This window comes from Micromonospora sp. CPCC 206061 (assembly GCF_036906915.1).
GTDB lineage: Bacteria > Actinomycetota > Actinomycetes > Mycobacteriales > Micromonosporaceae > Phytohabitans.
Window position 1 is genome coordinate 50,307 of the sequence record NZ_JBAKHX010000004.1, and the last position, 13,570, is coordinate 63,876.

Sequence of the window (13,570 nt, forward strand, 5' to 3'; positions counted from 1 at the left end):
GAATGCCCGTACCCTGGGCGCATGGATGAGTCCCGCGTGCTGGTGGACGGCCCCTGGACACACCGATTCGTCGGCGCCAACGGCACCCGGTTCCACGTCGTAGAGGCGGGCAGCGGCCCGCTGGTGCTCTTCCTGCACGGCTTTCCCGAGTTCTGGTGGGCGTGGCACGAGCTGCTGCCGGCAGTCGCCGGAGCCGGCTTCCGCGCCGTCGCTGTCGACCTGCGCGGCTATGGCGCCAGCGACAAGCCGCCGCGCGGCTACGACGGCTACACCATGGCCGCCGACGTCACCGGCCTCATCCGGGCACTCGGCGAGCGGTCCGCCAACATCGTCGGTGCCGGCTTCGGGGGCATGCTCGGCTGGACGGCCGCCGCCTTCCATCCGAGCATGGTCCGCCGGCTCGTCGTGCTCGGGGCCGCGCATCCGCTGCGGCTGCGCACCTCACTCTTCAACGACCCGCGCGGGCAGATCTCCGCGTCGGCGCCCACTCTCCGCTTCCAGCTTCCGCGGTACGAGCACATCCTGACCCGCAACGACGCGGCGCTGGTCGGCGAGTTCCTGCGCCGCGGCGGCGGTCCCGATTGGGTACAGGGCGAGGCGTTCGCCGATTACGAGCGGCGGTGCCGGGAGGCGATGCAGATCCCGCAGGCGGCATTCTGCGCGCTGGAGGCCTACCGGTGGGCGTTCCGGTCGGTGCTGCGCCTGCACGGATACCGCTTCGTCAAGCTCATGCAGCAGCCCCTGGTCACTCCGACACTCCAGCTGCACGGCGCCCTGGACACGGCGGTCCTGCCCCGCACCGCACAGGGCTCCGGCCGATACGTCATCGCCCAGTACGAGTGGCGCCTATTGGAGGGCGTCGGCCACTTCCCCCACGTGGAAACCCCCGACGTGATCCTCGGCGAGGTGCTCCGCTGGGCAAAGAGTTAGATGCGGTGTTCGCGAAGGTCGGTCACTTCGGTGGCTGGCGCCCAGCCTTGGTAGACGCCGAAGTCGAACTCTTCGAGCCCCAGGTGCTGCGTCACCGGCCAGCGCCCGCCCGTGTATTCGACCCGCAGCCAGCCGTCGTGCTCGGCCAGCACGATGAAGGGCTCGCCCTTCCACGTGCAGGTGGTGCGCACGTACGCGAAGTCCTCCAACTCCTTCACCGGCAGTACCCGGACGAACCGGCCCGGCCGCGCCTGCTCGAAGCCCTCGTCGGCCTCAGGCTGGTAGATGCGCACCGCGTCGCCGTCGGGGCTGGCCTCGTACTCCCGCCCGCGCCACCGGGCCACGTATCCGTCGCGCATCACTGCTCACCGACCCGCCGCCACGTGGGCGCGTCGACATCGAGCAAGGCGATCAACTTCTCCTGGCCGTCGGAGCCGATCCGCCACAGTTGCGCCCCATGCGGCAACCGCGCACTGTCTACTTTGAACTCGGCGATCACGTCGCCGCTGTCGCTGGGCGCGAACCCGTTGCCCCGGAAGGGCGGTCGCTCGATCACCCAGCCCTCCATCGCGCGCATGGCGGCCTCATTCTGGCCGCCGTACGGGATGCGGTACAGGCTCGGGCGGTGCGCGGGCCAGCGCAGCACGTACGTCTCGTCGGCATCCGGCTTGAACGGCGAACCGGCATATCCCAGCCCGAGCACGGCGTGCAGGGCCGCCGGCGTGTTCAGGTGCGCCACCTCGCCCGCCCGGTGCACGAACCCGGACACCCGGTCGTACCCGCGGTCCAGGTAGTAGTCAACCTGCGCCGGGGAGATCGTCTTCTGCATCATCGTCGGCAGCGCCGGGTCGTGGACCGCGGCTGCCCGGGCGGGCCGCGCCGCCGGCGGCGCCTGCGGCTTCGGCTCCTCCTCGGCCTCGGCGCCCAGCCCGACCTCGTCGGCCCAGCTCGCCAGCGCCACGATCTGCGCGCCGGGCAGCTTGGCGCCCACGGGTGTGTTGGGATTGACCGCGAAGGACCACGCCGGGTCCGGCCACGCCCCTATGAGCTGCACGAACTTGACGTCGATCGTCTCGATCGTGTCGCCGAGGTGATCGCGCAGCCGCTCCATCGAGGTGAACACCACGATGTACGGCTCGCCGTCGAGGGTCTCGGTCAGCCAGGCAAAACCCGGCTCACCCGGGCGGGTGCCGTCGGCGGAGACCGGCGAGACCGGCAGCAGCACCTTGGCGAGCAGCAGCGTCGACAGGAACGAGTCGGTGCTGCCGTCGCCGGCCGCGGCGAGGAGGTTCTTTTCGACATCGTTGGCCGGTGTGAAGTTATCGACGGGCACGGGAGCGGCCACGGTGGGGACGCTGGCCGTGGTGCGGCCGGGCACGACGGGCGCGCCCCAGCCCTCAGGGCCACGCCGAGCCGCCGCTGCGCTTATCGGTCCGGTGCCGCTCGCCGCTCCGAAGCCGCCGGTCTGACCAGGAGCGCCGGCGGGCCTGTGCTCCGCCGGCCAGCCGCCGCTGGTCGCATCGGTCGCCCAGCCACCGCTCGTGCCGGCATCCGTCGGGGCCCCGGTCGCCCAGTCTGCGGGCGCGCCCGCGCTCGTCGCCGAGTCGCCGCCAGCAGGTCCAGCGTCACCTGACGGGCCAGCGCCGGTCGCCCAGTTGGTCGCCGGTGCGACGTCGGCCGACGCGGCGAAGGTGCTGGTGCCGGACGCCGAAGCCGCCTGACGGCCGGACGCGGGGCCGGTGTCGGTCGCCCACTCGGCCGCCGATGTGGTTTCCGCGCCGGACGCCGATGCGGTCGCTCCGGCAGGTGCCGCCATGTCGCTGGCGACATCGCCGGGCGCGTTCGTGCCAGCGGCATGCGGGCTCCCGAAGCCGGCTCTCCCGCCTGCGGTGCCACCGAATCCGGCTGGCGCGGTGCCCGTGCCGGCCCAGGCCGAACCGGCGGTGTCCGAAGCACCCGCGCCAGGACCGGCCGTCGCCGCGGCTCTCGACGCCAAGCCGGCCGCGCCAGCCAGGCCAGCGCCGGCCAGGCCGGCAGCCGCCGGGGCAGCGGTAGGCGAACGCTGTGCCATCGGGCTCGGCGGCACTCCCGGAGGCGGAGGAGGAGTCGGTACGCGGCGCGGCAGGCCACTGGGGCCGATGACCGGCTCGGCGGGCCGCTCGTCGATCGCTGGTGCAGCGGCCGCCTGCGCCCCAGCCTGGCCCGTCGCCGGAGCGGCTGGCTCTGGCGTGGCATCCCACACCTCGTCCTGAGCCGCCGGAACAGCGGCTCCCGAGGCGTCCCAGGCCGCGGCTCGGCTCGGCGCCGGAGCGGCGGACTCGGGCACGGCGTCCCACGTCGCGGGCTGGTTCGCTGCTGGAAGAGCTGGATCGTGGGTGTCCCACGCGGGCTGTGCCGCCGCGGCCACGGCGGGCTCGCGCGCCGCCGGGACGGTGCCGGCTCCTGCGGCCGGAGACAGCAAGCTGGGCGCGGGTGCGCTCCCAGCCGGCCCCGGCGCCAGAAGGCTGCCAGGCACGGTGGCGGTGGCACGCGCCCGAGCCGCCGTGTCGGCGCGGTCCAGCCGGGCTCGGGCGCCGATCGTGCGCCCCGGCAGCCGCACGTCGCCCCGGGCCAACTGCGCCACGAACCACGCGGGCAGGTATCCCTCGATCGGGAGTCCCGGGTTGACCGCGAGCCACCACTCGAGGTTGGGCCACGCGGCGGCGAGGTCGTCATATGCGATCCGTCGGGCTGAGCCGGCATTGCTGGCCAGGCACGCCTGGAGCGCCACGCTGGACGTGAACGCCAGCACGTGGGTGCGTCCGCTGGTGGTCCAGGTGCCCCAGCCCATCGGCGCGCGGCCAGCCAGAGATTCCGCGGAAACCGGAAGAAACAGCTCGGTCCGCGACAAAATCCGGAAATACTGCTCTTGATCGCTCGCCCGTAGGGCGTCACGCATGGCAACCTCGGCCTCGGTGGCCGGCTCCCATTCGGTCACGGCCACCTCCCTTCCACCGAACAGGCCACAGTTATCGCGTACAACCTACAAGGTAGGAACAAGATCACAATGGCTGGTGGGTATCGGTTCTCGCACTGTGGCGCGCTCTGATGCCGGACCTGAGGGTATTTCGGCGGGCTTACAGGGTCTCAGAATCGGCCGACCGCCTGCCGTTCGGTGCCCAGGTAATCCGCCGCCGAGTCATCGACTGCGATCTTGATGTCGCGAAGAATCGCCGCGAGGTCCTGTGAGGCCCGCCGCCACCGCGCCTGCCGTGCGTCATACCCCTGCCGGGCCTCCCCCTCCCACGTGGCGACCAACGGCGCGGCGTCGCGTTCGAGCTGCGCCAGCTGCGACTCCAGCGCGTTCAGCGCCTTTTGGATGTCGGCGCTCGCCTGGTGCAGCGCCGGGAAGTTGACGACGAGGTGGCTGTCTCCCATCGGTGCTCCTCTCCCGGGCACGCCTACAACGGCAGCGAGATCCCTCGGTTGGTGGCGGCGACCCGCCTGGCCGCCTGCGTGTCGGTGGCGTCGTATCCCGTACCCGACGCCCGGAGCGCCTCGGCCGTCTCCACGAGCGCCTGCTGGATGGCCCGTTGGTCGGCCGCCCACTGAGCCTGGACCTGCTGGAAGGACCGGCCACCCGCGCCCTGCCACGCCGACTGTAGAGCCGCCAACTCGGTCAGCAGGCCGCTAAGCATCGCCTCCAGCCCTCGGCTCACCTCGTCGAACCTGGCGGCGGTCTGCCGCATGACCGCCGCATCCGCCCGCGTCTGCGTCATGTGCTCACCCGCTTCCGAGTACAGATAGGACACCACTGATTAGGACACTGACGGTAGCGATCCCGCCGCACCACCGATACCCCTTGTGGATAACCATCCGGGGCAGTCCCGGGGCCTTGCGCCGCGGTCCTAGCGTGTGTGGTTGATCCCTCGCGATCTTCGCGGAAGGAGAGACGACTGCGTCGACCACTGTGGACAGCGACACTGGCCCTGTCGGCCGCTCTGCTTCCGGGCGCCTGCACGGCGGCGAGGCCGCTGCCTTCGCCACCGGCGGCTGCTCCCGAGGCGCCGATGCCGATGGGTGTGGCCGAACCGACCGCCGGGGCGGCGTCCGCACCGGCGGGCCCGGCGTGCGACCCGCGCGCCAGCCTGCGACCCGCGGGCGCTCTACCCGCGCCTGACCGGTTGCCGGCGGGATCCACGATGGCCGCGATCCGGGCGCGCGGGCGACTCATCGCGGGCGTCGACCAGAACAACTACCTCTTCGGGTTCCGCGATCCGTTCACCGGTCGGCTGGAGGGTTTCGACATCGACCTGGTCCGCGAGGTGGCCAAGGCCATCTTCGGTGATCCGGACAGGGTGCAGTTCACGGTGATCACGCAGGCCGAGCGGCTCACCGCCGTCAACGGCAAGGTCGACATAGTCGCCAACTCCATGACGATCACCTGCGCGCGGCGCGAGCAGGTCGAGTTCTCCACCAACTACCTGGACTCGGGTCAGCGCGTACTGGTGCCCGAAAGCTCGACGGCGAAGAGCATCGACGACCTGGCCGGCAAGCGGGTGTGCGCGGCGGCGAACACCACGTCGATCCAGGCCATCATCGACGCGCCCGCGCGCCCGGTCCCGGTTTCGACCATCGACTGGACCGACTGCCTGATCCTGCTCCAGCAGGGCCAGGTCGACGCCGTCTCCACGACCGACAACGTGCTCGCCGGCCTGGCCGCGCAGGATCCGACCACCAAGATCGTGGGGCCGCGGTTCACCGACGAGCCGCACGGGCTGGCCTTCGCCCGAACCGCTCCCGATTTCGTGCGCTTCGTCAACGGCATCCTCGACCGGATGCGCGCCGACGGCACCTGGACCGCCCTCTACAACCGCTGGCTGGCGGCGACGCTCGGCCCCGCCCCACCCCCGCCGGAGTCCCGGTACCGCGGCTGATCACAGCGGGCGCAGAGCTGCCTCGCGGGTCAGTTCGGAGGCCTTGGGCACGAGCTGCACGAAGGACGCCGGCACGCGCGTCGGCTGCGTGTCCGCGTAGCCGAGAAGCGCGCGGGTCTCTGGGTCGGTGATGGCGTGGCGGCGACCGCGATCGGTGACCAGCCACACATCGCCGCCCGCCTCGACCAGCGCACCGCGACCCGGCTCCACGACCGGGGCGGTGGGCACCCGCGTGGCGAGCCGCACCTCGGGCACGCCGTGGGCGTCCTGGACCTGTGCGCACACCGCCCCGCCCGCCGGCACGAGCGGCGGCGTCGTGGCCGGCGGTGGCGCGGCCGCCGGTGGCCGGCCGGGCACCTTGGGCAGGTCGGCGTACTCCCCTTGGGTGAGCCGCGTCGGGCGGTCCTGGTGCAGGTCGGTGAGGATCAGGTCGGCCTCGACCTGGGTGATGGCGGCCAGCCCGCTGGCGTGCGCGACGGCGTACTGGCGCTGGCCGCCCTGGGTCACCACGACGAATACCTCGCCGACCGTGGCGCCGGGCACCGCGCGCGACGGCGAACCCTCACCCGCGATCGGTGTGCGGGCAAGGTCGGCTCCGGCCCCGAGCGCGCCGAGCACCGCGGGCGCGACCGGCACGGGCTGATGGCCTGTCCAGCCGAGCGCGGAGAGCACGAGCCCGGTGTTGCGGATGAGGTGCCGCCGGTCATGCCAAACGAGGTGGGCCGTGCCGTCGGGGTGCTCGGCGAGCAGCGCGCGGCCGGCGAGCGGTGCGCTGTCTGGCACCGGCCGCCCGACGAGCGGCACCGGCTGCTCTCGGGTTGCCGAGCAGGCCGACCACGGGCCCGTGACCAGGTGTTCGGGGGCCGGCGGCGGGTCAGGGGCGTCGGCGATGCCGAGCGGAGCGCCGGGCGGTTCGCCGGCGAGCGCGGCACGCGGCACCAGCCTGGTCTTCGCTCCGGAGCCGGCGATCAGCAGCGCGGATGTGTAGTTGGCGACCGGGTGCAGCCGGCCGTCGCGGAAGGCGTACCGGGAGCCGGACTCCCGCTCGACGATGACGGCACGCGGGTCGCGCCAGTCGTCCGGCTCGCTGCCCGTGATGGCCGCGTACGCCGCCACCGCGCCGAACCCGATGGTGGCGACCAGCACACCGGCCAGCGTCGCGCCGGCCACGCGACGGAACGGCAGCCGGTCAGGGTCGGTGTCGCGTGTGACCACGGCGGCCACGACCCGTTGCACGGCGAACTGGTGGGACCGCACCTGCTCCTGCCGCGACGGCATCCCGGCAGGCTACCGCGAGAAGACATGCTAGGTGGGGGCGCGGCCGGCGCGCACGAACCCTATGATCGCCGCCTATGGGAATCGTCATCCGGCTGGCCATCAGCGCCGCGGCGTTCTGGCTCGCGACCTGGATCCTGCCTGGAATCACGCTGTCGACCGACTCGATACCGAAGGCGGCCGGCACGCTGGTGGCCGTCGCGGTGATCTTCGGCGTCGTCAACGCCGTCCTGCGGCCGATCATCAAAACCGTGGGCTGCGGGTTCTACATCCTCACCCTCGGGTTGATCGCAATCGTGGTAAACGGCCTGCTCTTCCTGCTGGCGAGCTGGATCGCCGGCGAGCTCGACCTGCCGTTCCACGTCGACGACTTCTGGCCGAGCGCGGTGCTCGGCGCCCTGATCGTCGGCATAGCCAGCAGCATCCTCAACTTCGTCGTGAAGGACCGCGACTAACCACCGTCCCGCGCCCGCACCTCGTCGATCAAGGGCAAAGGCACGTGGTTGATCTCAGATCCGCGTGCATTTGCCCTTGATCGATGCGGTTTCCCTTGAACGAGGGCAAGGCCCTACCGGGCCGCGGCGGCCTCTGGTGCCGGCATGGTCGCGCGCCGCACGGCCGCCGCGGATCGCGCCTGTCGCAGCCCATCGACGGTGAAGATCACGAGCGCCAGCCAGACCAGCGCGAAGCCGGCCAGCCGTACCGGTGGCATCGGCTCGTGGAAGACGAGCACACCGGTCGCGAACTGCAGCACCGGCCCGATGTACTGCATGATGCCGAGGGCGGTCAGCGGAATCCGGTTGGCCGCACCGGCGAAGAGCATCAGCGGCGTCGCGGTCGCCGCGCCGGCCAGCGCCAGCGCCAGCGTGTGCCCCGCGGACACCTGGCCGAACGTCGACCCGCCCTGCCACACCAGCCAGCCGAGGTAACCGAGCGCGGGCAGCGCCAAGGCGGCCGACTCGACGAAGAACGCCTCCGCCGCCGGCAGCCCGAGCCGCTTCTTGACCAGGCTGTACGCGCTGAAGCTGGCCGCCAGGGACAGCGCGATGTACGGCAGGCGGCCGTAGTCGATCGTCAGCACGGTGACCGCGACGGCGCTGATGCCGAGCGCCGCCCAAGCCGCGGGGCGCAGGCGCTCGCGCAGGATCGTCACGCCGAGCAGCACCATGACGAGCGGCCCGATGAAGTACCCGAGCGCCGTCTCCACCACACGGTCGGAGTTGACGCCGTAGATGTACATGCCCCAGTTGACCGCGATCAGCGCGGCGGCCAGCGTGATGCCAGCCAGCAACCGTGGCCGCCGGAGCAGCGTGCCGAGGAAGCGCCAGCTACGGACGACCGTGAGCACCAACGCCACGAAGGCGACCGACCACACCACCCGGTGCGCGAGGATCTCCACCGGCGCCGACGGCCGGAGGAGCTTGATGTAGATCGGGAAGAAGCCCCAGATCGTGTATGCGGCAAAGGCGTACAGGTAGCCCTTGCGTAACTCGCTCATGCGGTGTTGTCCCTGGTCGCTGGCCGCCGGTCTAGCTCCATCCAGCGGCCCGGCTCGACAATCGGGGTGAACCCCAACTTTTCGTACACGCCGTGTGCATCCAGCGTGGCCAGCAGGATGCGCCGGACGCCAGCGGCTGCCAGGTGATCCCGGACACAGCTCACCAGCCACGTCCCCAGGCCGTTGCCGCGCGCGGACCGGTCGACGTACACGTCGCAGAGCCACGCGAACGTCGCTTCGTCCGTCACGGTGCGGGCGAAGGCCACCTGCTCACCGTCGCCGGCCCGGTAGACGCCGAACACCAACGAGCCAGCGACGGCCCGCTCGACCACGTCGCGCGGCCGGTCGAGCGCCCAGTAGGCGTCGGTCGACAGCCAGCGGTGAACCCGGTCGACATCGAGGCGCGCAGGGTCGGTGGACAGTTCGTACCCGTCGCGGCGCCCGATGATCGACACAAGGTGAAACTAGCCCGAGACCCCACTCTGGTCTCGGGCCAATTCCCAGAAGGTGGTCGGACGCCGCCGTTATGGGACGCGGTACTCCAGCAGTGGAGTGCCGTCCTTCTTGGTTAGGACGATTTTGGATAGTTTGGCGCCAGAGAAGCTGGTCATGCCGGAGAGCTTCAGGTCTGCCCCCGGTGACACCGACCAGGAGCTGATCTGCTCCTCGTCACCCTCTGTGTCATACGCGATCAACCGGTACGTGTACGCCTTGTTTTCGCCGGGGTGTCCGGTGTACGAGCAGTGCATCGTCACCACGGTGCCCCATCTCGTGGTCGTCAGCCCGACCTCGGCGGTCACCGGCGCTTCGGGCGCGACGGACCGCATCGAGGCGAGTTGCACCTGCTGCGGCGTCGTGCCCGCCGGGCCGCCGTCGCGCAGGATGCCGACGCCCAGGCCGACGAAGAGCGCCAAGCAGGCGGCCGCGAGCATGGAGCCAGCCGATCGCCAGCGCCGGCTGGCCTTCTCACGTCGGCGCGAGTCCGAGACCGCGGCGAGTAGCTGGGGCATCCGCGACTCGTTCGACGGCCCGGAGGAGAGCGTCTCCAGACCGGCCGGGTCGAGCCGGCCGAGGAGCCCCGGGAGCACGGCCACGTCGCCGACCGCCTCGCGGCAGGTCGGGCAGCCGGCCAGATGCCGCTCGTACGCGGCCCGCTCCCCGGGCGACAGGGCACCGAGCACGTAGGCACCACTGTCGTATTCGTAGTCGCACCTCATCTCGTCACCCCCATCTCCTCCAATACCAGCCGCAGCGAACGCAGCGCGTAGTGCGTACGGGACTTGATCGTGCCCGCGGGCACGCCCAACCGGGTCGCCGCCTCGGCTACTGAACGCCCTTCGTAGAAGCACTCCACGAGCACCTCGCGGTGGGACGCGGACAACCTCCCCAGGGCCTCGGCGACGGTCCAGGCCTCTACCGCCCGGTCAGCCTCGTCCACCGCGGGCGGCGGCTCGGGCAGCTCGTCGGTGACGATCTCCCCGACCCGGGCGGAACGCCGCCGCCACGCATCGATTGCCAGGTTGCGCGCGGTGGTGAATAACCAGGCCCGTACCGAGCCACGCTGGGGATCGAGTGCTTCGGGGTGCCGCCACGCACGTAGCAGCGTCTCCTGCACAAGATCCTCGGCACGTTGCCGGTCGCCCCCCGCGAGCCGCAGGGCGTGGGCGAATAGTGCGTCGCCGTGTTCGTCCTGCAGCGCACGCAGCAATTGGGCATCCTGGTCGGTCAAGCCACCCGCGCCTCCCTTCGCCCACTTTTACGCACGAGATCGCCGAGCGGTTCATCCAGCCTCGTTCACCTTCCGTTCACGACGTATCTGAGCAGCGCTCATAGCCTGCTCCTAGCGTCCTGCTCGGTGCCTGCCTCGGAGGCACCGGATAGCGAGGAGGCTCCCCAAAGATGAGTGACCGACCGCGGCTGCTCCCGTTGCTCGGCCAGACCGGGCACGGCGGGCGCAGCGCGATGACCTGTCAGTACCGTTGCGGCAACGCGTGCGACCACCCGGTACCGAACGACTCGGACAACCCGTACTTCGGTGACGTGGTGCGCACGGAGGTATCGCGCCGCGGCGTCGTCCGGGCGGGCGCCGTCGGCGCCCTCGTGCTCGGCTTCGCCGGCGCAACTGCCGCCGGCGCCACGCCCGCTCTCGCCGCAGGGGCCGCAGGCGGCGCCGCGCCGGACACGGACGCGCTGAAGCCGGCGAGGTTCAGCGGCGCCCTGACGTTCAAGCCAATCCCGCCGAACAAGCTCGACACCCTCGTCGTGCCCAACGGGTACGACCACGCGGTCGTCATCCGCTGGGGCGACCCGGTGGTGCCGGGCGCGCCCGACTTCGACCTGGACAACCAGACCGCGGCGGCGCAGTCCAAGCAGTTCGGCTACAACAACGACTTCGTCGCGGTGCTGCCGGTCGACAAGCGCGGCCGCCGTGCCCTCCTCGTGGTCAACCACGAGTACACCAACGAAAACCTGATGTTCCCCGGCTTCACCACCATGGACGCGCTCTCGGTCGAGCAGCTCAGGGTGGCGATCGCCGCGCACGGCCTCTCCGTGGTCGAGATCGAGCGGGTCGGCAACAGCGGCGAGTGGATGCCGGTCAGCAAGGGCCCGCGGCCGTACAACCGGCGGATCACCGCGCTGTCCACGCGGTTCGAGTTCACTGGTCCGGCGGCCGGCTCGGCGTGGCTCAAGACCGCGGCCGACCCGCGCGGCAAGGTGGCGATCGGCACGCTCAACAACTGCGCCGGCGGCGTGACCCCGTGGGGCACGGTGCTCTCCGGTGAGGAAAACTTCAACCAGTACTTCGTGGGCGGCGACAGCGTGCCCGAGGCGCTAAAGCCGAAGCTGGCCCGCTACGGCATCTCCACGACCGCCCGGTACCCGAGCGACAGCCGCAAGTGGGACCGCGCAGACGAGCGCTTCGACCTCGCCAAGCACCCCAACGAGGCGCACCGCTTCGGCTGGATCGTCGAGGTGGACCCGTTCGACCCGGAGGCCAAGCCGCGCAAGCACACCGCACTCGGGCGTTTCAAGCACGAGGGCGCGAACGTCATCGTCGCCAAGGACGGCCACGTCGTGGCGTACATGGGCGACGACGAGCGGTTCGACTACCTGTACAAGTTCGTCTCGGACAAGAAGTACATGCCGGGGAACTCGTGGGTTGCCCGCAAGCACAACCTGACGCTGCTGGAGTCCGGCTCGCTGTACGTGGCGAAGCTCGACTACACCAGCGCCGCCGAGATCGACGGTATGGGCAAGCTGCCCACCGACGGCGCGTTCAACGGCACCGGCCGCTGGATCAAGCTGGTACGGGGCAACAAGTCCTACGTGGACGGTATGACCGCTGCCGACGTGCTCACGTTCACCCGGCTGGCCGGCGACGCGGTGGGCGCGACCAAGATGGACCGTCCCGAGGACGTCGAGCCCAGCCTCCTGACCGGCAAGGTCTACGTGGCGCTTACCAACAACACCAACCGCGGCACCGGCACCAACCCGAAGGCCGACGAGGCGAACCCGCGCAACGCCAACAAGCACGGGCACATCCTCGAAGTGGTCGAGGACCGGGGCGACAACGCCGCCGAGACCTTCACCTGGTCGCTGCCGATCGTCTGCGGTGACCCGACAGACGCGTCGACGTACTTCGCCGGGTACGACAAGACCAAGGTCTCGCCGATCTCCTGCCCGGACAACGTGGCGTTCGACGGCGCCGGCAACCTCTGGATCTCCACCGACGGCAACGCGCTGGGCAGCAACGACGGCCTCTTCGCGACCGCCATCGAGGGCCCGGAGCGCGGCCACCTGAAGCAGTTCCTCACCGTGCCGCTCGGCGCGGAGACCTGCGGCCCGTTCATCACCGCCGACAACCGGTCGGTCTTCGTCGCGGTGCAGCACCCCGGCGAGATCACCGGTGCGTCGGTCGAGAACCCGGCCTCCACGTGGCCGGACGGCGACTACGCCAAGCCAGGCGTGGTCTGCACGTGGCGCCTGGACGGCCGCGCCGTCGGCAGCTAGCTCGACGGCGTTGAGGCGCCCCCACGGGGGCGCCTCACACGTCCGCGGCGATCGTCTCGGCCAGGCCCTTCGCCAGGGTCATCAGCCGGGTGCGCACCACCCGCGCCGACGTCATCAGCTCCGCCACCGGCATCGCGCAGGCCAACGCCACCCGTCGTTCCATGTCTTTGTCCTGCGTCACCATCACGGCCGCGCAGCCGACGCCCTGCCGGTACTGGTTCATCTCGACCTGCATCCCGCGCCGGTCACCGGCAGCGAGATCAGCCTCGAACGCCTCCGGCGTCGTGAGCGTTTGCTGCGTGAACTGCCGCATACCCCACTCCTTGAGGTACCGGAAGCGCTGATCGGCCGTCAGCGTGGCCAGGAGAGCCTTTCCCAGCGCCGTCGCGTGCGCGCCCTCGTCGTACCCGGGCATCAGGTCTTCCAGGTACGGCGAGCGCGGCCCCTCCGCCGCGGCGGTGATCGCCACCCGCCCACCGACGAACCGGCCCACGAAGTGGCTGTATCCGGTCTCGATCGCGGCACGGCGCAACGCCTCGCCGATGCTGGGCGGGCCACGGAACGCCGCGACCAGCTCGCGGTACCGATCTGCCACCTCGAGCCCCACGATGTACGTGCCGTCTTCCCGCCGGATCACGTAGCCCTCGTACGCGAGCGTGCGCACCAAGTGGTACGTCGTCGCGACAGTCAACTCGCAACGCCGGGCGATCTGTTTGACGGTCAGGCCTCGCGGGGCCCTTCCCACCGCTTCCAGGACTCGCAGCGCGCGAGAGACGCTACGGATCAGGTCGGAAGGTTCCGCCAAGGGGTCGCGCACAACCACCTCCGCCGCCGGGGACTTACACCATATGAAAAACCGTGCACGAGCGAAACGCCCGTTCGGATCGAAGAGACCACATCTACGGCGACCGACGGTAGGGGTAGCACGACTTTATGTTGA

At 70.9% G+C, this 13,570-nt stretch carries 14 protein-coding genes; 4 read left to right on the forward strand and 10 right to left on the reverse strand.

Annotated elements, in window-relative coordinates:
- Positions 1–21 precede the first annotated feature (21 nt).
- Positions 22–930, forward strand: coding sequence for an alpha/beta fold hydrolase (locus V6V89_RS04550; protein ID WP_334617657.1), 909 nt, complete (start codon positions 22–24; stop codon positions 928–930).
- Here V6V89_RS04550 and V6V89_RS04555 read toward each other — a convergent pair.
- The 4 genes from V6V89_RS04555 to V6V89_RS04570 form a co-directional block, all read right to left on the reverse strand.
- A complete protein-coding gene (locus tag V6V89_RS04555; RefSeq protein WP_334617658.1) occupies positions 927–1,292 on the reverse strand; it encodes a hypothetical protein in 366 nt (121 codons plus the stop codon). The two genes, V6V89_RS04550 and V6V89_RS04555, sit on opposite strands and share 4 nt — an antisense overlap.
- Positions 1,289–3,907 carry an SseB family protein gene (locus V6V89_RS04560; protein ID WP_334617659.1) on the reverse strand — a complete coding sequence of 873 codons (2,619 nt, stop codon included), beginning with the start codon at positions 3,905–3,907 and terminating at the stop codon, positions 1,289–1,291. Before V6V89_RS04560 ends, V6V89_RS04555 begins: the two co-directional genes overlap by 4 nt.
- Before the next feature lie 149 nt (positions 3,908–4,056).
- Positions 4,057–4,347, reverse strand: a complete 291-nt coding sequence (locus tag V6V89_RS04565; RefSeq protein ID WP_334617660.1) for a WXG100 family type VII secretion target — start codon at positions 4,345–4,347, stop codon at positions 4,057–4,059.
- A gap of 23 nt (positions 4,348–4,370) precedes the next feature.
- Positions 4,371–4,688, reverse strand: coding sequence for a WXG100 family type VII secretion target (locus tag V6V89_RS04570; RefSeq protein WP_334617661.1), 318 nt, complete (start codon positions 4,686–4,688; stop codon positions 4,371–4,373).
- 291 nt (positions 4,689–4,979) lie between these two features.
- Between V6V89_RS04570 and V6V89_RS04575 the strand changes: the two genes are divergently transcribed.
- Positions 4,980–5,846, forward strand: coding sequence for a glutamate ABC transporter substrate-binding protein (locus tag V6V89_RS04575; protein WP_334617662.1), 867 nt, complete (start codon positions 4,980–4,982; stop codon positions 5,844–5,846).
- Here the strand turns inward: V6V89_RS04575 and eccB are convergent, their stop codons facing one another.
- On the reverse strand, positions 5,847–7,124 hold the full coding sequence (gene eccB, locus V6V89_RS04580; RefSeq protein WP_334617663.1) for a type VII secretion protein EccB: 1,278 nt from the start codon (positions 7,122–7,124) through the stop codon (positions 5,847–5,849).
- Positions 7,125–7,198: 74 nt separating this feature from the next.
- On the opposite strand from eccB, the gene V6V89_RS04585 reads away from it, so the two are divergent.
- Positions 7,199–7,576 carry a phage holin family protein gene (locus tag V6V89_RS04585; RefSeq protein ID WP_334617664.1) on the forward strand — a complete coding sequence of 126 codons (378 nt, stop codon included), beginning with the start codon at positions 7,199–7,201 and terminating at the stop codon, positions 7,574–7,576.
- 113 nt (positions 7,577–7,689) lie between these two features.
- Here V6V89_RS04585 and rarD read toward each other — a convergent pair whose 3' ends face one another.
- From rarD to V6V89_RS04605, 4 genes are all read right to left on the reverse strand, one after another.
- A complete protein-coding gene (rarD, locus tag V6V89_RS04590; RefSeq protein ID WP_334617665.1) occupies positions 7,690–8,619 on the reverse strand; it encodes an EamA family transporter RarD in 930 nt (309 codons plus the stop codon).
- On the reverse strand, positions 8,616–9,074 hold the full coding sequence (locus V6V89_RS04595) for a GNAT family N-acetyltransferase (protein WP_334617666.1): 459 nt from the start codon (positions 9,072–9,074) through the stop codon (positions 8,616–8,618). Before V6V89_RS04595 ends, rarD begins: the two co-directional genes overlap by 4 nt.
- Positions 9,075–9,143: 69 nt before the next feature.
- Positions 9,144–9,836 (reverse strand): anti-sigma factor family protein, encoded by a 693-nt coding sequence (locus tag V6V89_RS04600; RefSeq protein WP_334617667.1) that lies wholly within the window; start codon positions 9,834–9,836, stop codon positions 9,144–9,146.
- Positions 9,833–10,327 (reverse strand): sigma-70 family RNA polymerase sigma factor, encoded by a 495-nt coding sequence (locus V6V89_RS04605; RefSeq protein WP_265248691.1) that lies wholly within the window; start codon positions 10,325–10,327, stop codon positions 9,833–9,835. The genes V6V89_RS04600 and V6V89_RS04605 overlap by 4 nt, the downstream gene beginning before the upstream one ends.
- A gap of 191 nt (positions 10,328–10,518) precedes the next feature.
- Here V6V89_RS04605 and V6V89_RS04610 point away from each other — a divergent pair, with 191 nt between their 5' ends.
- The gene (locus V6V89_RS04610) at positions 10,519–12,630 is read left to right on the forward strand and encodes a PhoX family protein (protein ID WP_334617668.1); all 2,112 of its coding nucleotides are present in this window, start codon (positions 10,519–10,521) and stop codon (positions 12,628–12,630) included.
- Between the two features lie 34 nt (positions 12,631–12,664).
- On the opposite strand, the gene V6V89_RS04615 is transcribed toward V6V89_RS04610, so the two are convergent.
- Positions 12,665–13,447: an IclR family transcriptional regulator gene (locus V6V89_RS04615; protein ID WP_334617669.1), complete on the reverse strand. Its 783-nt coding sequence runs from the start codon at positions 13,445–13,447 to the stop codon at positions 12,665–12,667.
- Between the last annotated feature and the right edge of the window lie 123 nt (positions 13,448–13,570).